Origin of the sequence: Catenulispora sp. GAS73, assembly GCF_041262085.1 — a bacterium.
In the GTDB taxonomy this organism is placed as follows: domain Bacteria; phylum Actinomycetota; class Actinomycetes; order Streptomycetales; family Catenulisporaceae; genus Catenulispora.
Window position 1 is genome coordinate 102,478 of the sequence record NZ_JBGCCM010000024.1, and the last position, 18,691, is coordinate 121,168.

The following is an 18,691-nucleotide window of genomic DNA, read 5'->3' on the forward strand; positions in this document are numbered from 1 at the left end:
TCCGTCGTCCGTAGTGATGGCTGAGGTCATCGCTCGGTAACCCTGTGGGCGCTCAGCTGGCGGGAAAGCTCGTCGCGCCAGTTCCTGATCAGCTCAAGCCCCGAACGGCCCCATGGTCGAGGCTGGGTGTCTAGCACACAAATTGTTCCATACGCGACGCCAGTGTCCGCATCGACGAGTGGGGCGCCCAGATAGGTGCGCATCCCGGTTCCGGCGACGACACCATTGGTAGCGTAGCGGGCGATATCAGTGAGATCCTCTAGCACTAGGGCCTCCCCCCGATCAAGTGTGTGCACGCAGAATCCGAGGTCTCTTGCCATAGTCCGAGCTACGTCGGGTTTTTGTCCGCTGGGACTGGTTGGCACATGCAACCCTGCGAAGTACTGCTGCTGGCCGGCGCCGATAACGTTCACCATCGCGAACGGCGGGGTACCGGCGCCGATTAGGGCAGCAGCCGCGCGTGCGAGGTCGAGGGCGAAGGCATCGAGCTCGGGGTCCGGATGTGCTCGGAGGCCGTGCCGTGCCTGCAGCATCTCACGGATCTGCCCCGCTTCTTCCGCTTCTACGGGAGCCAGAAGAAAACGACCGGTAGCGTCGATTGTGGCCATGCCAGCGTGATCCTTACTGTTCGCTTGACTGTTGTGCGCGGTGCAGGGCCAATGCATGTTCGGCCAGGGTGATCAGCACCGTCTGAACCGACGCACGCTCGCGAGCGTCGCAGGTGAGGGTCGGCACCGACTGGGCTAGACCGAGGGCTTCGTGAACCTCGTCGGGTAGGTAGCGGTGCGAACGGTCGAACTCGTTGACGGCGACTACGAACGGCAGCCGACGGTGTTCGCAGTACTCGACGATCGGGAAGCAGTCGGCGAGACGCCGGGTGTCGGCCAGCACCACGGCTCCTAGCGCGCCCGCTGCCAGGTCGTCCCACATGAACCAGAACCGCGGCTGGCCGGGGGCGCCGAACAGAAGCAACTGCATCCCCTGCCGCGGCAAAGTGATGCGCCCGAAGTCAAGCGCCACGGTGGTCGTAGTCTTCTTCTCGGTCCCGACCGTATGGTCCTGTTTTGTGGAGGCTTCCGTCACGTCGGCCTCCGTAGTCAGCGGATCGATTTCACTGATTGCGCCGACTAGGGTGGTTTTGCCGACTCCGTAGCCTCCAACGATCAAGATTTTCATGGCCGTTGAGCGTGCCGCGCGAGCGTCAGACTCAGACTTTGAGTTCGCGTAGGCCAGCAAGGACTTGCTCCAGAATTCTTATGTCGGTGGGGTCGGCGGTGAAGCTTGGGGTCGCATGGGCCAGTGCCCCGAGGTCGAGCAGGTCTGCAACCAGGATTTTGATGACGGTGGCGGGTTGGCGGAGCAGTCCGGCCAGTTCGGCGATCGAGCGGGTCTCGGAGCGGCACAGCACGTGGATCTGTTCGAGCTCGCCGTCCAGTTGCGGCGGGTCGGCGGAATTGGCGTGGACGAGGGAGGCCAAATCCAGCGGCCGGGTAGGTGTTGTACGGCCGCCTGTGAGGGTGTACAGCCGCAGCCGACCGAGCTCGGCATCGTCTGTCCAGGCTCGGCCCACATGTTCCATTACCGCTCCAGCTCGTCGTCTGGGCTGCGCGAGGGGGTCGCCAGATGCTTGGAAACGGCTGCTATGGCCTGCGCCATCTCGTGACCAACCAGGCCGGGGTCGGCGCTGGGGCTGGTGAGGAGGGCCACAACTGTGCGCGGCGCGGCGCTGGCAACGAACAGCAAGGCGTCATCGCGCTCGACGATCACTTGGCGAACTACGTCGGTGCTGTGCGCCGCGGAACTATCGATGCCGCGGGCCAGCGCGAATAGGCTGACGGCGAGGGCGGCCAGCCGGTCGGCGTCATCTATATCGACGCCAGTGTGGTGGGCACGTATGCCGTCGGTGGATGTGAGCACCGCGGCGCGGGCGTCGGGCAGCCGCTGCACGATGCGGTCGAGGAGCCAGGACAAGTCGTTCGTCGCCGGTTCGGTTGTGGTCATTGCTTTACGCTTCCAGTTGGGGCGGGGTGTCTCCGTCTATGCGGTCGCTGGGCTGTTCGCCGGCGCCTGTGCGGAGTCCGCTGTGGTACTTCGCCAGCAAAGCGGGGGACATCCCGGTTGGTTGCGGGCCGGGACCTGGGGCGGAGGGTTGCCCCGACAGATAGCTGCCGTCACGGCGGGGCAGCGATGGCCTGGCTGCAGAGCCGACCAAATCCGGGCGGCGGTTGAGTTCCTGACCGGGGTACGCAGCGTCGCCCAGCCCGGCCATTGGCGCACGAGCGAGGATCGTCGCCTGCCGCGATGCATCCGTTGCCCCCGCCGTCGAAGTAGCCAGCAATGCCTGCGGCAATAGCACCGAGGCTCGAACTCCACCGAACAGATTCGGTTCTACGAGCACTGAAATCCCGTGGCGCCCGGCAAACGCGGCGGAGGCGAGGAATCCGAGCTGTCCATCATCGAGGCGCTGATGTACCTGGCCGAGGTCGATCCCAGATAGGAGGGCGCAGGCTCGCTCGTAACCGGTCCGATCCATGCCCAAACCACGGTCATCGATGTCGATGGCCAGGCCCGAGGCGACCTCTTGGACCCGGGCGGTAACCTCGGTGTCCGGCCTGGAGAACTTCGTGGCGTTCTCCAGGAGTTCGGCGAGCAGGTGGATGATGTCCGCAGCGGCGACCCCATGGACGCGGCCCTTCACCGGCGGCAGGATCCGAACGCGCCGGTAGTCCTCGATCTCGGCGACGGCTTGGCGCAGCAGGGTGTTCAACTCTTCGGGACCTGTGGCGCTGCGCGGGATTGCCCCACCAAGCGCGGCCAGAGTCTCGACGGCTCGGCGAACGCGGGTGACCAATTCATCGACTGAGTACAGGGCCTTCAACGCTGCCGGGTCGTCAGTCTTGCGTTCAAGAATGTCGAGCTCCTGCAGAGCCTTACGCACCATGGTCAGGACCCTGCGGGCGATCGTCATCGATGCCTGCGCCTGGACCACATCCTCTGCGGGCGCAACGGGCAGCGCAGCTTGTTCACTCAGCTTCGCGATGCCGGCCGAGATTCCGGCGATGCCGCCGTTGGAAATCGCCTTCTGCACGGCCTGGACTGTATGTGGCTGCTGCTGGTCGAGACGACCGGCAGCAGCTATCAGTGCGTTGCCAAGCTGTGTCGTCCACGTGGCTTGCAGGTGCGTTGGATCAGCACGCGAGCTGGCCTGTCTTGGCCGCGCTTGCTGCGAAGCGCTGGCGAACTTAGCGATCAAGAAGAGCGTGATCACGCCATAGATGCCCGCGATGGCAATCTCGATTTGCGGCCGTGCCGGCAGGTTCAGACTGTGGACGGCCCAGCTCATCCCGGATCCGAGCCCGCCCGCAGTGATCGCGATCCCGACTCCGTAGGCGATCCGCCCGTCCCATCTGCTCCGGGCTGGAGCGTCCTCGCTGTCCTGCCGCCCATGCCGCCCTGCGGGCAGACCCGACATTCACACGCTCCCCTCAGCCTGAACTCAAAGCCCTGATGGACTCGGCGATGCAAGCGCGAACTGCCCCGGCCGCGAGGTAGTAGCAAGCCTGCGGCGAGGTCAGGTACGCACAGTCGACTATTGATCAGCTCTCAGTGCGCGACCCGCTTGCAGAACACAAAACTTCCTGATTGGAGGGGGTGGCGTCTACGGTGAAGTGTGCACGGTCGGTTTGGCGAATGGTGGATCGTGCACAGTCGCATGGCGGGGCGGCGGCGGTCACGGGCGAGGTACCGCCGGGCTGGCCGTCGGCCAGCAACACCTCGTACGAAGATGCAGCGACCGCACTACGGCCGTTAGCCGGCAGGAAGCAGCTCAAAACCCTCGGTTGCCGCCAGGGCGACTGGCTACCTTGGACTGCTCGACATCGGCCGCGTAGCTCAGCTTTGTCCGGGCCAACCGCGACCAAGCGTTGTCTGCTGGATCACTTCGCGCATCTGCCACTCAGGTTCCTCGACGATTTCCTGAAGTTCCCGGTCCGTAGGATCGCCGAGAGGTCCCTTCAACGCCGGCAGCTCGGAACCCGTGGCGAACCGAATACGCAGGCGCGGCACGCGGTCCGCAACCCGAGCAGCGATCGACCTGTGCCAGGAGGCTGGCATAGTCCCACCAGGATCAATGCTCCGATAGTCGTCGTCATGGAGGTAAGTGGTCAGAACTGGTTGCGGTTCCTTTGCAAGGTCCGAGGCGATCTCCGCTACAAGCGCCGTGGCCTCGTCCGCAAGCATCGACACCTGCGTGGCGATGTCCTCCGGGATGACGCTGTGGCCGATCTGCCAGAACACGACATCGCCCTCGGACACGCCCAGATATGCGGCAAACCAGGACTCAGGCAAGCCGAGATGCTCACGGATGACCTGCAGTTCGGCCGCACTCATCCGATCCACCGAAGTACCTCCGCCTCCACGGTCGCGTCCTGTTCATCACACCTGGCGGTCGGGATGCGCCCAGGCAGCCATGCCGACCTCAATGATGGCATCGATTGCCGCATTCCCTGATCGCCCATAGCTTCGGAAATCAGGATACGAAGAAAACCTGTTGTCCCGCCACCTCACCTAGCGGCTGTGCGGCCGCTCGCTGCGACAGCACTCTTGCGCCGTCCGAACACGGGTGGCTCGTATCCGGACGGCCATTTTGCGGTGGCGGGCTTATTCGGCGACTGGCTGCGAGCCGGCCCACTTGCTTGGGTAGAACAGGAGCAGGGTACAGCCGGTGGGGCTGTAGGGGACGTGGGCGGTGCCCTGCTCCGCACACACCACTGCATCAGCCGGGCACGCGTCAGTGCCGTCGATCCCGGCACCGGCAACTCCGGTGTGCAGGACACCCGACTTCACCACGACCAACTCGTCGCTGTCGGTGTGCGCGTCCTCTCCCGGCCACTTTGCACCTGCGGCGAAGACGACCTCAAGCGCCGCCGGGGACCCGTCAGCGGCGGTACGCAGCACCTTGGCCGTGATGTCCGAGCTGATCTGGAACTCCCCGCCAATGCGGCTGGGCAGTACGGCGTCGAAAGCTGCCATCGAAAATGTCCTCCTCGGTGCGGTCTCTGAGTATCGCACTCCGAAGATCCCTGATCGGAGGGGCGGCGTCTATCGTCGAGCGTGCACTGTTCCCAATCGCAAATGGTGGGTCGTGCACAGATTGGCCAAACAGCCCTAACATCAGGTCACATGACAAGCAGGGGCGCCGGTCCTGACAGTGGGCTGATAAGATTTCAGAGGCTGCTAGGCCATCCGACAGCCCGGCCCAGTGGCGCGGCACTGATCGCAGCGCTCGCGGCGGATCTGAACGGCGCGGTCGTCCTGCTCGGGGCTAACGGAGCGGTGCTCATCCGGGCCGGCAGTGCGGCAGGGGCTGAAGTCGCACACGCAGCAGCCTCTGGTGCGGGCGGTGGGCAGCTCGGACACGAGATCCAATTTCAGGGCTGGCATGTCCGCGTCTGGCCGCTGGCGGCCAGCGGAACGCCGACTCTGGTAGCCGTGCGCCGACAGCCGTGGTCACTGCAAAACGAGGCTGAGGCCTTACGCGCAGCAACGATCATTGCGACAACCCTGATTGCCGACGAGAACAGCGCCGAGCGGACCCGCCTGGCTGCTGGGCGGCGCGCGATCTGCCGCTCAGTGTTTCAGCTGCTTATGATCGGCCAAGTGGCTGAGGCTCAGCGCGTGGCCAATGCCCTGCATCCACGGATCCTGGATGCCGAGTTGGTCCGGGTGCACGTGATCGCTGGCCGTATCCGAGATCGTGATTCGCTGCTGGAGGCTTGCGAGTTGCGCCTCGACACGCTTGCCATTCCCATCGCCTGCCCGGCGCGGTCCGGCCACGTCATCGTGATAGAGCCCCTCACCGGCAGCAAGCCGAGCACTGGTAGGCAGGCAAGAGTCAGCGAAGCCTTGAGCGAGTTGGTCGCGCAATCGACCAGCCGCAGCCTAGGCAGCAGTCGCCAGCATCCGATCGTGGCAACAGCCACCGGATACGCACAGGCTATCGGCGCCTTGGCCACAGCCGCTGTACTGCCCAACCGGACAGCGAACGCCGAACAATCGCGGAGTCTTGCTGAACTGGTTCCGGCCACCGCTGTCGATTGGGCTGTCGGCCTGCTTCAGCCGTTAGCTGATGTCGATCATGATGGGACATTGCGTTACACCCTGGAGATGGCACTTACCTTCACCCGGAGCGAGGCCGCCTCCATCCTGGGCGTGCATCGGAATACAGTACACGCCCGGCTAGCTACGGCATCGAGCGCGTTGAACGTGGATCTGGCACGGCTCCCGCACCGTTCTGCATTTCACCTTGCGCTGTGCGCGCCATCAGGTGATGTCGCCCGAGGCGGCAACACCACGCTCGCCGAGGTCCTACAAGACGAGCAACTCAGGGCCTGGGCGGTGTGCCTCCTTGAGCAGCTTGACGCCGCCGTGATCCCGCGTGGCCGGGCCCGAATGCGCGACCTGCTGCGGGCATTCGCCCATACCAATGGCAGCATCACCGCCGCCGCTCATAGAATCGGGTTGAGTCCGAACTCTGCCAGTCGCTGGCTGGTAGCGGCCGAAGCCGCCGGTGGAATGCGGCTGCGGCACGGATTCGGTGGCGCCCACGAGATAGCAATCGCTCTGGCGGCAACTGAGGGTTTTGAGCTGCTTCCGGCCGGCTAGCGGCGTTGGTGCTGCCGCTACGTTCGTACGAGGTGTTTCTGGCCCACAGCCAGCCCGGTGGCCCCTCGCCCCGTCATCGCCGCCGCCTCACTATACGACTGGGCACGATCCACCATTCGCCGAACCGACCGTGCACACTTCACCGTAGACGCCACCCCCTCCAATCAGGAAGTTTTGTGTTCTGCAAGCGGGTCGCGCACTGAGAGCTGATCAATAGTCGACAATTGGTTGGCCACCAGGCAGCTGCCGGCCGGAGCCTCCATAGGTGCCGTGCGGGTAGACGACCTGCCTGAACAACGCTGCACGGCGATGTACGGCAAAAGCTGCCCGCGGTGAGGCCTGGCGGCTCGCCGATATCGGATGCGCGCATTTGCTTGCGAACGTCGCATCTTGGCAGGGCGAGTTGGGCGCCGCTCGCCCCTACCGAGGCAGACCGCCTGTTCGCACACGCAGCCGCCTTCAGCAACGGCAAGGAACAATAGGGGGCCAACGGTGTCCGACTACGAGAAGCTAGCCCGCGATCTTGGAATACCGCACACGCGTGACTTGCAGGCGCTCTGCGACCGCATGAACGAGCTCTGCCCTGGCCCGCCGATCGAGCTGGTCGAGGTGGAATACAGTCCCGATCGGCCTTGTGCCACGGTCCACCGACAGGCCTCCGGCCGGTGCGTTGTGGAGTACGTCAAGCACCCCGACGAGCAGGTCAGGCTGCACAACGTGCTTCACGAATTGGCGCACATCGCCTTCGGCGACTTGGATTCAAGCCAAGCCGAGATGGAGGCGCTGCTGAGCAGATTTCCCGACCTGGATCCAGACGTGGTGCTGGCTGTGTTCCGCCGTGATCAGGGTTCTTCGGGCGCGTTCAGCACCGACGCGGAGTACCGCGCGGAGATGTTTGCTTCCTACGCCGACGCCATGTACTTGGAGGCAGAGGAGAGCCTGTCCGTGCGCGCCAGAACGATCCGACGGGTGGTAGATATCGCAACGCTAAATCGTCGGCTGTCATTCTGATGAGCCCGGGATCGGCATCGCCTGCAGCGCCTTGACCAGGACCGCGCGGCTGGCGTCCTGCCGACGCACCTCGGCCGACGCCGTTGCCCGGGGCCCGGAAGCTGCTGACTGACGACGCGTACGCCTGGCAGACCAACACGATGCGCGAGACGAAGCAGTTCGGTTCCGGGACCTACATCACCCCGATGCAGACCGTCACCATCCCGTCCGGCCGCGTTGTCACCACGGCCGCCATCGGCGCCGGCCTGGCCCCGGAGTTCCTGCTCCGGGGGCGGAAATCGTCGGCTTCGTCACCAGCCCAGACGACTACTTCATGGTCCCCTGGCACGATGCCGCCGCGATCCTCAACCAGAGCCGGCAGGACGGCTGTGCCCCGGAGCGTTACCGACTGCCGGGATTCCCGGACACGGATACCCTGAGCGCGCCGGGCGTCACGCCGTGAAGCTCAACGCCGGTAGACACTGGACGTGACGGCCGAGGACCATCAGCGGCCACCGCGGCACGACCTCCGTGTCCTACTCCCCTTCCCAGGCCGCGTACCAGGTGTTGAAGAACGGCTCGATCCTGGTGATGTCCCCCGGCAGGTTCGCGACCGCCCACGGGGTGTCGGCTCCCTGCCGGGTTCCAAATCCCCTCACGGTCGTTGACCTGCCGCGTTACGGCACCAGCGAGATCGCCGGGATGAACTCTGATCATGTGGTTTCGGATGCTGTACCTCGTCCTCATCCGCACTGTCGGATGGCTGGCACTGCTCGCCCGGTCCTCGGCGTCCAAGGACGCTGAGCTCTTGGTCCTCCGCCACGAGGTCGCGGTGCTACGCCGGGGCAACCCGAAACCAAAGCTCGACTGGGCCGACCGCGCGATCCTCTCCGCCCTGACCCGACTACTCCCCCGCACCCTTCGCACACACCGACTCGTCACCCCGGCAACGCTGCTGGCCTGGCACCGCCAACTCGTAGCCCGAAAGTGGCGCCAGCCCCGCCCACCGGGGCGGCCGCCGATCCCTGACGATCTCGCCGCACTGATCGTCCGCCTGGCAAGAGAAAACCCGTGCTGGGGCTACACCCGCGTGCAGGGCGGACTACGCCGGCTGGGCCGACGAGTTAGTGCTTCCACGATCCGCCGGATACTGCGCGCCCTCAAGATCCCACCCGCCCCGCACCGCGCCAACGACCTCACCTAGCGCGCCTTCCTGCGCAGTCAGGCCGCCACCCTGTTCGCCACCGACCTTTTCCACGTCGACTGCGCCGTCACCCTGAAGCGGATCTATGTCTTCTTCGTCATGGGTCGGCACCCGCACCGTGCACGTCCTCGGCGTCACCGAACATCCCACGTCGGCGTGGGCGACGCAGTGCGCCAGAAACCTCATCGCGGATCTTGGCCAGCGTGCCACGCAGTTCCGCCACCTCTCCGAGACCGCGACACCAAGTTCACCGCCGCGTTCGACGCCGTGTTCGCCAGCGAAGGCATCCAGATCAAGAAATCGGCCCCGCAGGCCCCAAAGATGAACGCCTACGCGGAGAGATTCGTCCTCACCGCCCGGACCGAATGCACCGACCGCATGCTGATCCTCGGAGAACGCCACCTGCGAACCGTCCTGGACCGATACACCCGGCACTACAACACCGCGAGACCCCACCGCGCTCTCAAACTTCGCGCGCCCGCCGACGACCCGAACGTCATTCCCTTCGCCGCAAACCTAATACGCCGCGAACCCATCCTCGGCGGACTTCTCAACGAGTACCACAGAGCCTCATAAGACCCCTGCGATCGTGTTCGTGGACGGCAAGGTCAGGGCACACGCAGGGGTTTTGGAACCCGACAGGCACGTCGGCTTTTCATCGAGCGCCAGCCAACGAAGGAAGAGGTGAGCAATCCCGCCGTCGTCGAAGAGCTTGTTGAGGGTCGTGTATGAGCCGTACGCCGGCTCACGGTGTTTCCCGGACACGATTTCCGCGTCGTCACCGTGAATGGGGACCCAATCCTCATGCCGTTCGCACACGATCCGGCGATCCTCGTTTTCGGCGAGTCGGCCGTCGTGGTCGAGTGCGGCCAAGTAGAGAGCCAGGCAATCTGCAGCAGCCGTCGCGGCCTGCCAGTCAAACCGGTCGGCCGCGTCAGCGCCGTCGTCGTCAAGGGGCTCGACCATCATGACTAACTCGGCGGCGCTCAGCCGGGCATCGCCGGGTTCGAAGGACACCGCACCAATCTAGAGCCACACCGTAGAGCTCGAGGCGCCTTTCGGCTCGAGATCGGTCCTGGACTCACCGTGCGGCGATCAACGAGCCCGAGCCGGCTCGAAGTCGGAGTGGCGTCGGCCGGTTCAGCTCTTGCCCTGCTGCGCCGGACGACACCTCCTGACGGGCCGCAGCGTGAACCGCAGCAGGACCGGACCGAGCTCGGCGCCGTCTGTCGGCAAAACGCCAGGTCATCGCTGGCGACTGCCACTGGACGCCATCCTTGCCACACGTCTGACGTGCTGAGACACCGATAGAGGAACAACGTAAAGGGCCCTGACCAGCGGGAACAGGTGGTGCGACATGGCGAGGCGGAAGCGGACCGCGATACCTGCACTGTTCCCCCTGTCCGCGGTACAGCCCCTGTACCGCGCTCCGGTCCCCGAAGCGTGCGTGCCGGCGCCTCAGGCGCTCGTCCCCGTCGACCGGCCGGACCGGGACCTGCTCGGTTCGTGGGCGTTGGGCCGGGCCCGGCGGGTGGCTGACACTGCGGTGGGCGGGCTGCGGTTCGCGTTCTATTGGCGGTGCTCGACCGAGGATCATCAGGACCCAGTCACATCGCGGGCCTGGCAGCTGGGGCAGGCGTTGGCGACGGTCGGCGGCGAGGGCCGGATCGTGGTCGAGTTCTCCGATGTGGGCAAGAGCCGTTCGATGTCGCCGCTGCTGCGCCCGGGGTCGGCGGCGCTGCTGGCGGCGCTGGCCGACCCGAATCGCGGCTTCGACGCCGTGGTGATCGGGTCGAACGAGCGGGCGTTCTCGGGCAACCAGCATTCCCTGGTCGCCCCGTTGTTGGCGTCGCACGGGGTGCAGTTGTGGATGCCGGAGCTCGGTGGCCGGGTCGATCCGTCGATCGATACCGTCGAGGAGCTGATGGACCTGCTGGGGATCCTGGCGCGTCGTGAAGTTCTGCGCGCGCGGGCCCGGGTCACCAACGCCATGACCGTCCAGGTTCGCGATCAGGGCCGCTATGAAGGCGGCCGGGTGCCGTACGGCTACCTGCTGGTCGATGCCGGCCCGCACCCCAACCGGCGGGAGGCCCGGCGGGGCGTGCGGCTGCACACTTTCGGCGTCGATGCGACCACGGCCCCCACCATCGAATGGGTCTTCGCGATGCGGTTGGAGGAGTACAGCATCGCCAGGATCACCCGGGCCCTGAACGACGCCCAGATCCCGTGCCCGTCGGCGGCCGACCCGGACAGTAACCCGCACCGCAGCGGCGCCGCGTGGACCCTGGGCACGGTCCGGGAGATCCTTCAGAACCCCGTCTACACCGGCCGCATGGTCTGGAATCGCAGCCGGACCGATCGCGACCTGGTCGACCCGGACAACCTCGCGCTCGGGCACCGTGACGTGCGGCGCCGCAACACCCCGGACCAGTGGGTGATCTCCGAACGGCGTACCCACCCGGCCCTGGTCAGCGAGGCCGACTTCGTCGCCGTGCAGGCCCTGCGCGCCAAGCATGCGAAAGCGAAGCACGACTACCGGCTTAAAGGGCTGCTGCGCTGCGCGAGCTGCGATCGCGCCTTCGAAGGACACTGGGTCAATCATGTGCCCGGCTACCGTTGCCGCCACGGCCACAGCAGCGCCAAAGACCCCGGAACGCGGCCGGCGGCAGCAACCTATCTGCGCGAGGACCGGGTCCTTTCCAAGCTGCCGCTGCTGCTCCACAGACTTACCGCCGCCGAACCGGCTGCGGTCATCACCGGCGCGACTGCCAGCGCCGCCCGCCCTGTCCCGCCAAGCCCCGAGGAGGTGATCGACCACCTGCGCGAACACGCCCTCGTGCTCCGCTACGACCCCAGAACTCGGACGCTGGAGACCGGCAGCGAGCACCCGGTGCGCATCACCATCTGAACGAACAGCTCATCAGAACCGACTGCCGAAAGGAGAAGCCCGGAACACGCGACCCGCCGTCACACGACGGCCGTCGTCAAGGAACGCATTTGTTGGGAGGTGATAGGAGGCACGACCAGCGCCCGGGATAAGGCGAGAAGAAGCCTGGGTGCCAAAAAGGCCTGCCCGAAAGCAGCCCGATATGGGGTAATTGTGTGTCCGAGGGGGGACTTGAACCCCCACACCCTTAACGGGCACTAGCACCTCAAGCTAGCGCGTCTGCCATTCCGCCACTCGGACGAGTGAGTTGAGCCGATCTGGGGGTTTTTGCCGCCTTGATCCGCTCGCGTTGGGTCAACCATATCAAAAGTTGGGGGTGCTGTTTCAACAGGCTTCGTGTGGCGGTGGGTGGGGCGGGTGGGCTCACTCTGACGGGTGATTGTTCGGACCTTTGGGGCGGGGGTTGGGGGTGCGGGGGCTGGTGCGGGGTTAGCTTCTGGTGGGTGCCGCTTACTTTCTGTGCAGGGATGGTGCGTCATCGGGAGTGTCTGGGAGTCGGAGTGGGGGCCCGCGCGGGCCCGGGAGCGGTTCTTCGCCGGTGAGGGTTTCGGTGGGGCGGCCGCTGATGGTGGTGTTGGTGCTGGTGGCGCCGGGTTTGGCGGTGCTGGGGCCGGCGCTGGTGGTGGCGTTGGCCGGTTGGGGAGTGCCGGCTTTGGGTCGGGCTTTGGTGCCGGTGGTTGGGGCTCTGGTCGTGGCGTCGGGGGTGGAGCCGCTGGGGTGTGGGTGGGGGCCTTCGGTGGTGCTGCTGGTGCTGGGACCTCTGGGGCGGTTGATGCCGGGGAGGCTGTGCGGGCGGCGATTTGGGCGTCGTGGCAGCGGTGTCGGGACGGTGGGTTGGGGCCCGGGGACGTGGACCTGCCCTATGCGCCTGACATGGGTGCCGAGGAGTTGCTGTTGCGGGCTTCGGCGCCGGTGGTGGAGCGGCTGCACGGCATGTTGGTCGGGTCGCCGGTGTGCGTGGTGCTGACCGATGCTGCGGCTCGGGTGCTGGTGCGGCGGGCTGGGGAGCCGGGGTTGAATCGGCACCTTGACGCTGTGCAGTTGGCCGAAGGCTTCAGCTATCACGAGGCCGATGCCGGGACCAATGGGATCGGGACCGCGTTGGCCGAGGGGCGGCCGGCTGTGGTGCTGGCCGGGGAGCACTTCGCCGACCGGTTCCTGGCCTTCGCTTGTGCCGGCGTGCCGATCCGGGATCCCTTCAGTGGGCGGATCCGCGGCGTGGTGGACCTCACTTCGTGGCGGCGGGATGCCAGTCCGTTGATGGCGGCGTTGGCGGCGGAGGCCGCGGAGAACATCGAGTTGCGCCTGTTGGAGCAGTACTCGGTGAAGGAGCGGGCGCTGCTGGCTCAGGCGCGGCGGGCCGGTGGGCTCGTGGCGGATCGGGTGGGTGGGGCCGATCGGGCGGCGGGGGTGATCGGGGTCGGTGACGGTCACGACACCGACGCCGACGCCGCCGACGCCGCCGATGCCCATGACAGAAGCGACGGGCCCGGCAGCGTGCGGCGCACCCGGGGTGAGCTGGTCCTCGCCCCGCGGGCCCGGCACGGCGCGGGCACCGACCCGGGCCACGGCGAGCGCCGCGACCGGCAGCTCGTACGGGGCAAGGCGGCCGAACTGGTCGCGGCGGCCAAACGCGACGTGGTGACCATCCCGTTGCCCGGCGGCCGCCACGCCAAGTTGACGGCCCGCACCGGTCGCACCGCGGCCGGCACGGAGGTGGTCACGGTGGAAGCGGAGATGACGAGCGAGGCGGAAGGCAAGAGGACTGGGGAGAAGAATCCGGCTAGTGGGGAAAAGACGAGCACGTCGGCGCGGTTGCCGGGCGCGAGGCAGCCGGGCGAGGCAATGCAGGCGGTTGGGGCGGCAGGGCCGGAGCCGAATACGGTGCGGACGATCGCGTCGCGAGCCGAGCAAGTCGAGATGCGGTTGTCGACGACCACAGGAACGCGATCTGGGCAGAGCGGGAGCAGGAGTGGGAACGCGACGTCGAGTACGTCCGTCCCGCAGGCCACGTCGGCGGCGCAAGTAGCCGCAGGTGGAAAGGCCATGGGCACAGCGCCGAGCAAGACCGGCGCTCCGCTCCCCCACGACCACAACCACAACCCCGAACCGCAGCCCGAATCGCACCCCGAACCGCAGCCCAAATCGCAGCCCGAGCCGACCAAGAAAAGCGACTACCCCATCCCCCCGAACCCCGCCGACTCCCCCACCGAACCCCCCGCGGCGTCCGGCCATCAGCTCCCGCATTCCGCCGGCGGCCTGTCCCTCCTCGACACCGCGGCCCCCAACCCCTTCCTCGCCCCACCCGGCGGCGAGCTCGTGATGGTCGGGGAGCCGACCGTCGGCCGCATCGCCGTGGCCGCGCGCCAGCGCCTGGCACTCCTGCTGGACGCCAGCGGCCGCATCGGCACCACCCTGGACATGGAGCTCACCGGCGGTGAGCTGGCCGAGATCGCCCTACCGGACTTCGCGCAGCACGTGGCCGTCGACCTCGCGAGCTGGGTCCTGGACGGCGAGGAGTGCCCGCCGCCCACCACCGAAATCAAGCTGCGCCGCGTCGCGGTCCGCACCATCCGGCGCGGCAAAGTGCACCGGACGCCCGGAGCGCACGTCGCCTACAACGCGGCCACCGCGCAGGCGCGCTGCATGGCCCAGCGGCGCACGGTCCTGGACGCGCAGCTCACCGCCGCGACGGCGGGCAAGCGCTGGGTCGCCGAGGATCCCGACAGCTCGGTGATCGCCGCGCCGATCATGGTGCAGGGCATGGTTCTGGGTGTCGCCTCCTTCTATCGCCTGGGCAACGCGGACCCCTTCGACGAGGACGACATCCAGCTGGCCGGCGACCTCGCCTCGCGTGCCGCCGTCTGCCTGGACAACGCGCGCCGCTTCGAGCGCGAGCGGGCCATGGCGCTGGCGTTGCAACGCAGCCTTCTGCCACGGGCCTTCCCCCTGCAGTGCGCCGTAGAAGTCGCGCACCGGTATCAGCCCGCGCAAGAGGGCGTCGGCGGCGACTGGTACGACGTGATCCCGCTGTCCGGCGGACGCGTGGCACTCGTCGTCGGCGACGTCGTCGGGCACGGCATCCACGCCGCGGCGACCATGGGCCGGCTGCGCACCGCCGTCCGCAACTTCTGCGCCCTGGACCTGCCGGCCGAGGACCTGCTCAGCCAGCTCGACGCGCTCGTGGAGTCGATGGACGCCGACGAGGCCGAGGACCAGCGCGGCGTCGGCATCATCGGCGCGACGTGCTTGTACGTGGTCTACGACCCGGTGGCCGGCCTGTGCTCCGTCGCCGCCGCCGGGCACCCCTCGCCGGCCGTGGTGGCCCGGGACGGTTCGGTGGAGTACCTGGACCTGCCGACCGGCCCGCCGCTGGGCCTCGGGGGCTCGGCGTACGAGGCGGTCGAGCTGCCGATCGACGAAGGCAGCACCCTGGTTCTCTACACCGACGGCCTGGTGGAGAGCCGGGAGCAGGACATCGGCACCGGGCTGGAGCGGCTGCGGGCGGCGCTGGCCGGTCCCGGGCGCGATCCGGAGGAGCTGTGCGCGTCGGCGATCGGCGGGCTGCTGCCGGAGCGGCCCTCCGACGACGTGGCGCTGCTGGCCGCGCGGGCCCGGCGCACCACCCCGGACCGGGTCGCCACCTGGGACGTGCCGATCACGCCGGAGTCGGTGGCGTTCCTGCGCTCCGAGGTGTCGCGGCTGCTGCGCGCCTGGCGCCTGACCGAGCTGGTCTTCACCACCGAGCTGATCGTCAGCGAGCTCGTCACGAACGCGATCCGGCACGCCACCGGCCCGATCGAGCTACGCCTGCTGCGCGACAGGGCCCTGATCTGCGAAGTGGCCGACGGCAGCAGCGTCTCGCCGCGGTTGCGCCGTGCGCAGACGTTCGACGAGGGCGGCCGCGGGCTGTTCCTGGTGGCGCAGCTCTCGCAGCGGTGGGGGACGCGCTACACCGCGCGCGGCAAGGTGATCTGGTCCGAGCAGCCGCTGCCGCCGAACGGCGACTACTAGCCAAGCTGGCTGGAGCAGCGAAAAGCTGGAAGAAATGCGCGCTGCCCCGCCGCCGGGCAGAATCGCAGTGAGGCCCGGCCGGGACGGCGGGGCCCGGAAAGGGCGGCGTGCGATGGCGATCGTCTCGCGGGGCTTCCAGGGTCGACGGCGCTCGTCGGACCACCGGTTGCCGCCGGGGCAGTACGAGACCCGGGACTTCCCCGTGCTGTCGGCCGGGCCGACGCCGCGGGTGGACCGGGACGCGTGGCAGTTCAGCGTGGTCACCGAGGCCGGAGAGCGGCGCAGCTGGAGCTGGCGGGAGCTGATGGCGCTGCCGGCCGAGCGTCCCGTGGTCGATCTGCACTGTGTGACCAAGTGGTCGAAGTTCGGCACCGCGTGGCAGGGCGTCTCCCTGGACCTGCTGCTGGCGGACGTCGAGACCGAGGCCGAGTACGCCCTGGTCCACTCCTACGGCGGCTACACCACGAACCTGCCGCTCAAGGACCTGCTCGACGGCCAGGCCTGGATCGCCTACGGCTACGACGGCCGCGACCTCACGCCCGAGCACGGCGGCCCGGCGCGGCTGCTGGTCCCGCACCTGTACCTGTGGAAGTCGGCCAAGTGGGTGCGCGGCATCGAGCTGCTGGTGAAGGACGAGCCGGGGTTCTGGGAGAGCGCCGGCTATCACGATTATGGGGACCCATGGCGCGAGCAGCGGTATCAGGGCGACTAGGCGAGCGGCTGCGCTGGCGGGTCGCGACGCTGGTCGGACAGCGCGAGGAGACGCCGACGACGCGGACGCTGGTGCTGGACGTGCCGGGCTGGCCGGGGCATCTGGCCGGCCAGCACGTCGACGTGCGGCTGACCGCCGAGGACGGCTACAGCACGCAGCGCAGCTACTCGATCGCCTCCGCGCCGGACGGCGCGCTGTTGGAGCTCACCGTGCAGCGGGTCTCCGACGGCGAGGTGTCCCCGTACCTGGCCGGCGACCTGGTCGACGGGGATCTGCTGGAGCTGCGGGGGCCGGTCGGCGGCTGGTTCGTGTGGCGGCCGGAGCAGACCGAGCCGGTGCTGTTGGTGGCCGGCGGGTCGGGGATCGTGCCGTTGATGGCGATGATCCGGACCCGGCGGCAGCTCGGCTCGACGACGCCGTTCCGGCTGCTGTACTCGGTGCGGACGCCGGAGGACCGGATGTACGCCGACGAACTCCAGGCTTTGGATCCCGGCCTGGAGGTGACGTTCCTCTACACGCGCCAAGTTCCTGAGGGCTGGCCACGTTTTCCGTCCCGGATCACCGAGAAGGACCTGGCCGCCGTCGCCTGGGCGCCCGAGACGCTCGCCACGACCTACGTCTGCGGCCCGACTCCTTTCGTCGAGTACGCGGCGGATCTGCTGGTCGAGCTCGGGCAGGCGCCGGATCGGATCCGTACCGAACGTTTCGGCCCGACAGGAGGCTGATCATGTCTGTGCCCGCGTACGAGTACCCCGCCGAACCGTCCGGTCCGTTCGCCGACGAACTCGCCGTCGGCTACCTCGACGGCGAATACGAGGACGGCAACGCCCTGGCCGGACCACTGTCGGAACTCTTCGCGGTGGACGTCGTCTCCGCGGAAGGCCACTGCGTCAGCTGCGGCACGACCGGCCCCGTCGCGCAGCTGCGGGTGTACGGGCCCGGCCCGGGACTGGTGGCGCGCTGCCCGGAGTGCGGGCAGGTCGTGCTGCGCCTGGTGCGCGGCGCGGAATCGGCGTGGCTGGACCTGCGCGGAACGGTGAGCCTGCGGTTCCAGTTGGGCGGCGACTGACACAGTACTCTGATATTCAAACGGCCCTGACGTGGACACTCGCGTCAGGGCCGTCGCGCTGCTCGCGCCGACGCCCCCGTCGAACCCCATGCGGAGACGGTGCAAACCCCTTGCCCTCCCCTTGTCTTGATCCCGGCATCTACTGGGGTTCGCATTCGCACTGCTCTGAGAATCGCCAGCTCACGCGCTAAATTGCCACCGACACGGTAAATTCCGGCGCACAACCCGTCCGGAATCGGACGACCTTCTCCTATTGAGTGTCCTGATACTGCTCGCTACGGTGACGCCACCAGGCCCCTTGCAGCGCGCCCCCACGCGCCCCCACCGAAGGAGCAAGTATGCGCAGGATCCTGATACGCCTCGCCGCACTCGCCGCGGCCGCCACCGCCGTGGCTCCGGTCGCCCCGGTCACCGCCGCGGCCACCGGAGCGTCGTTCAAGCCGCTGTCGTACAACATCAACGGCTACAACTGGGGCGGCTATGCCGCCACCGGGAGCGGGTTCACCTCGGTCGCCGCGACCTGGACCGAGCCGGCCGCCACCTGCAACTCCAGCAACGACCTGTACGCGCCGTGGGTCGGCATCGACGGCTACGGTTCCTCCACCGTCGAGCAGACCGGCGTCGCGACCGACTGCTCCAGCGGCAGCCCGGTGGACCAGGCCTGGTACGAGATGTACCCGGCGAGCCCGGTCTACCTGAGTTCGAGCTCCTACCCGGTGCGGTCCGGCGACGTGATCCACGCCTCCGTCACGTACGCGGGCAGCAGCAAGTACAAGCTGACGCTGAACGACGCCACCCGCGGCTGGACGTACAGCACGACCAAGAGCCTGTCCTCCTCGCGGGCCAGCGCCGAGGTCATCATCGAGTCGCCGACCGGCGCGTACCCGAACTTCGGCACGCTGCACTTCAGCGCCGCGACGATCAACGGCAAGTCGCTGAGCTCGGCCAACCCGACGGCGCTGGACCCGTCGAACGGCGTGTACGAGGCGCACACCAGCGCGATCTCCGGCGGCACCAGCTTCACCGACACCTTCGAGCACGAATAAAAACGTAACCCATCGGGTGCGTCGGACGACGACAGCCCGGGCCCTC

The 18,691-nt window shown here is 67.6% G+C and carries 17 protein-coding genes, 1 tRNA gene and 1 pseudogene; 9 read left to right on the forward strand and 10 right to left on the reverse strand.

The window, feature by feature from the left end; genetic code table 11:
* Window positions 1–26: 26 nt before the first annotated feature.
* The 7 genes from ABH935_RS31990 to ABH935_RS32020 all read right to left on the reverse strand — a co-directional run bounded on the left by ABH935_RS31990 (window position 27) and on the right by ABH935_RS32020 (window position 5,031).
* Window positions 27–608, reverse strand: a complete 582-nt coding sequence (locus tag ABH935_RS31990; protein WP_370381677.1) for a GAF domain-containing protein — start codon at window positions 606–608, stop codon at window positions 27–29.
* A 13-nt stretch (window positions 609–621) separates the two neighbouring features.
* On the reverse strand, window positions 622–1,176 hold the full coding sequence (locus tag ABH935_RS31995) for an ATP/GTP-binding protein (RefSeq protein ID WP_370381678.1): 555 nt from the start codon (window positions 1,174–1,176) through the stop codon (window positions 622–624).
* Between the two features lie 31 nt (window positions 1,177–1,207).
* Window positions 1,208–1,579 (reverse strand): DUF742 domain-containing protein, encoded by a 372-nt coding sequence (locus ABH935_RS32000; RefSeq protein ID WP_370381679.1) that lies wholly within the window; start codon window positions 1,577–1,579, stop codon window positions 1,208–1,210.
* A complete protein-coding gene (locus tag ABH935_RS32005; RefSeq protein ID WP_370381680.1) occupies window positions 1,579–2,001 on the reverse strand; it encodes a roadblock/LC7 domain-containing protein in 423 nt (140 codons plus the stop codon). Before ABH935_RS32005 ends, ABH935_RS32000 begins: the two co-directional genes overlap by 1 nt.
* A 4-nt stretch (window positions 2,002–2,005) precedes the next feature.
* Window positions 2,006–3,343, reverse strand: coding sequence for a hypothetical protein (locus ABH935_RS32010; RefSeq protein ID WP_370381681.1), 1,338 nt, complete (start codon window positions 3,341–3,343; stop codon window positions 2,006–2,008).
* A gap of 548 nt (window positions 3,344–3,891) precedes the next feature.
* Window positions 3,892–4,389, reverse strand: coding sequence for a transcriptional regulator (locus ABH935_RS32015; protein ID WP_370381682.1), 498 nt, complete (start codon window positions 4,387–4,389; stop codon window positions 3,892–3,894).
* Between the two features lie 270 nt (window positions 4,390–4,659).
* Window positions 4,660–5,031, reverse strand: a complete 372-nt coding sequence (locus tag ABH935_RS32020; protein ID WP_370381683.1) for an anti-sigma factor — start codon at window positions 5,029–5,031, stop codon at window positions 4,660–4,662.
* A 150-nt stretch (window positions 5,032–5,181) separates the two neighbouring features.
* Between ABH935_RS32020 and ABH935_RS32025 the strand changes: the two genes are divergently transcribed.
* Together ABH935_RS32025 and ABH935_RS32030 are read left to right on the forward strand one after the other, a co-directional pair.
* Window positions 5,182–6,663 (forward strand): helix-turn-helix domain-containing protein, encoded by a 1,482-nt coding sequence (locus tag ABH935_RS32025; protein ID WP_370381684.1) that lies wholly within the window; start codon window positions 5,182–5,184, stop codon window positions 6,661–6,663.
* A 492-nt stretch (window positions 6,664–7,155) separates the two neighbouring features.
* Window positions 7,156–7,674 carry a hypothetical protein gene (locus ABH935_RS32030; protein WP_370381685.1) on the forward strand — a complete coding sequence of 173 codons (519 nt, stop codon included), beginning with the start codon at window positions 7,156–7,158 and terminating at the stop codon, window positions 7,672–7,674.
* A 515-nt stretch (window positions 7,675–8,189) separates the two neighbouring features.
* Here ABH935_RS32030 and ABH935_RS32035 read toward each other — a convergent pair.
* The gene (locus tag ABH935_RS32035; protein ID WP_370381686.1) at window positions 8,190–8,312 is read right to left on the reverse strand and encodes a hypothetical protein; all 123 of its coding nucleotides are present in this window, start codon (window positions 8,310–8,312) and stop codon (window positions 8,190–8,192) included.
* A gap of 56 nt (window positions 8,313–8,368) precedes the next feature.
* Between ABH935_RS32035 and ABH935_RS32040 the strand changes: the two are divergent.
* Window positions 8,369–9,433, forward strand: a pseudogene (locus tag ABH935_RS32040) (integrase core domain-containing protein).
* On the opposite strand, the gene ABH935_RS32045 reads toward ABH935_RS32040, so the two are convergent.
* Window positions 9,428–9,874, reverse strand: a complete 447-nt coding sequence (locus ABH935_RS32045; RefSeq protein WP_370381687.1) for a hypothetical protein — start codon at window positions 9,872–9,874, stop codon at window positions 9,428–9,430. The pseudogene ABH935_RS32040 and the gene ABH935_RS32045 overlap by 6 nt on opposite strands.
* A gap of 340 nt (window positions 9,875–10,214) precedes the next feature.
* Between ABH935_RS32045 and ABH935_RS32050 the strand changes: the two genes are divergently transcribed.
* On the forward strand, window positions 10,215–11,765 hold the full coding sequence (locus ABH935_RS32050) for a recombinase family protein (protein ID WP_370381688.1): 1,551 nt from the start codon (window positions 10,215–10,217) through the stop codon (window positions 11,763–11,765).
* 195 nt (window positions 11,766–11,960) lie between these two features.
* Here ABH935_RS32050 and ABH935_RS32055 read toward each other — a convergent pair.
* Window positions 11,961–12,044 (reverse strand) — tRNA-Leu (locus ABH935_RS32055).
* A gap of 609 nt (window positions 12,045–12,653) precedes the next feature.
* Here ABH935_RS32055 and ABH935_RS32060 point away from each other — a divergent pair.
* From ABH935_RS32060 to ABH935_RS32080, 5 genes are all read left to right on the forward strand, one after another.
* The gene (locus ABH935_RS32060; RefSeq protein ID WP_370381689.1) at window positions 12,654–15,818 is read left to right on the forward strand and encodes a SpoIIE family protein phosphatase; all 3,165 of its coding nucleotides are present in this window, start codon (window positions 12,654–12,656) and stop codon (window positions 15,816–15,818) included.
* A 112-nt stretch (window positions 15,819–15,930) separates the two neighbouring features.
* On the forward strand, window positions 15,931–16,530 hold the full coding sequence (locus ABH935_RS32065; RefSeq protein WP_370381690.1) for a sulfite oxidase-like oxidoreductase: 600 nt from the start codon (window positions 15,931–15,933) through the stop codon (window positions 16,528–16,530).
* The gene (locus ABH935_RS32070) at window positions 16,500–17,255 is read left to right on the forward strand and encodes a ferredoxin reductase (protein ID WP_370381691.1); all 756 of its coding nucleotides are present in this window, start codon (window positions 16,500–16,502) and stop codon (window positions 17,253–17,255) included. Before ABH935_RS32065 ends, ABH935_RS32070 begins: the two co-directional genes overlap by 31 nt.
* Before the next feature lie 2 nt (window positions 17,256–17,257).
* Window positions 17,258–17,599, forward strand: a complete 342-nt coding sequence (locus ABH935_RS32075; RefSeq protein WP_370381692.1) for a DUF6510 family protein — start codon at window positions 17,258–17,260, stop codon at window positions 17,597–17,599.
* A gap of 338 nt (window positions 17,600–17,937) precedes the next feature.
* The gene (locus ABH935_RS32080) at window positions 17,938–18,645 is read left to right on the forward strand and encodes a G1 family glutamic endopeptidase (protein WP_370381693.1); all 708 of its coding nucleotides are present in this window, start codon (window positions 17,938–17,940) and stop codon (window positions 18,643–18,645) included.
* Window positions 18,646–18,691 lie beyond the last annotated feature (46 nt).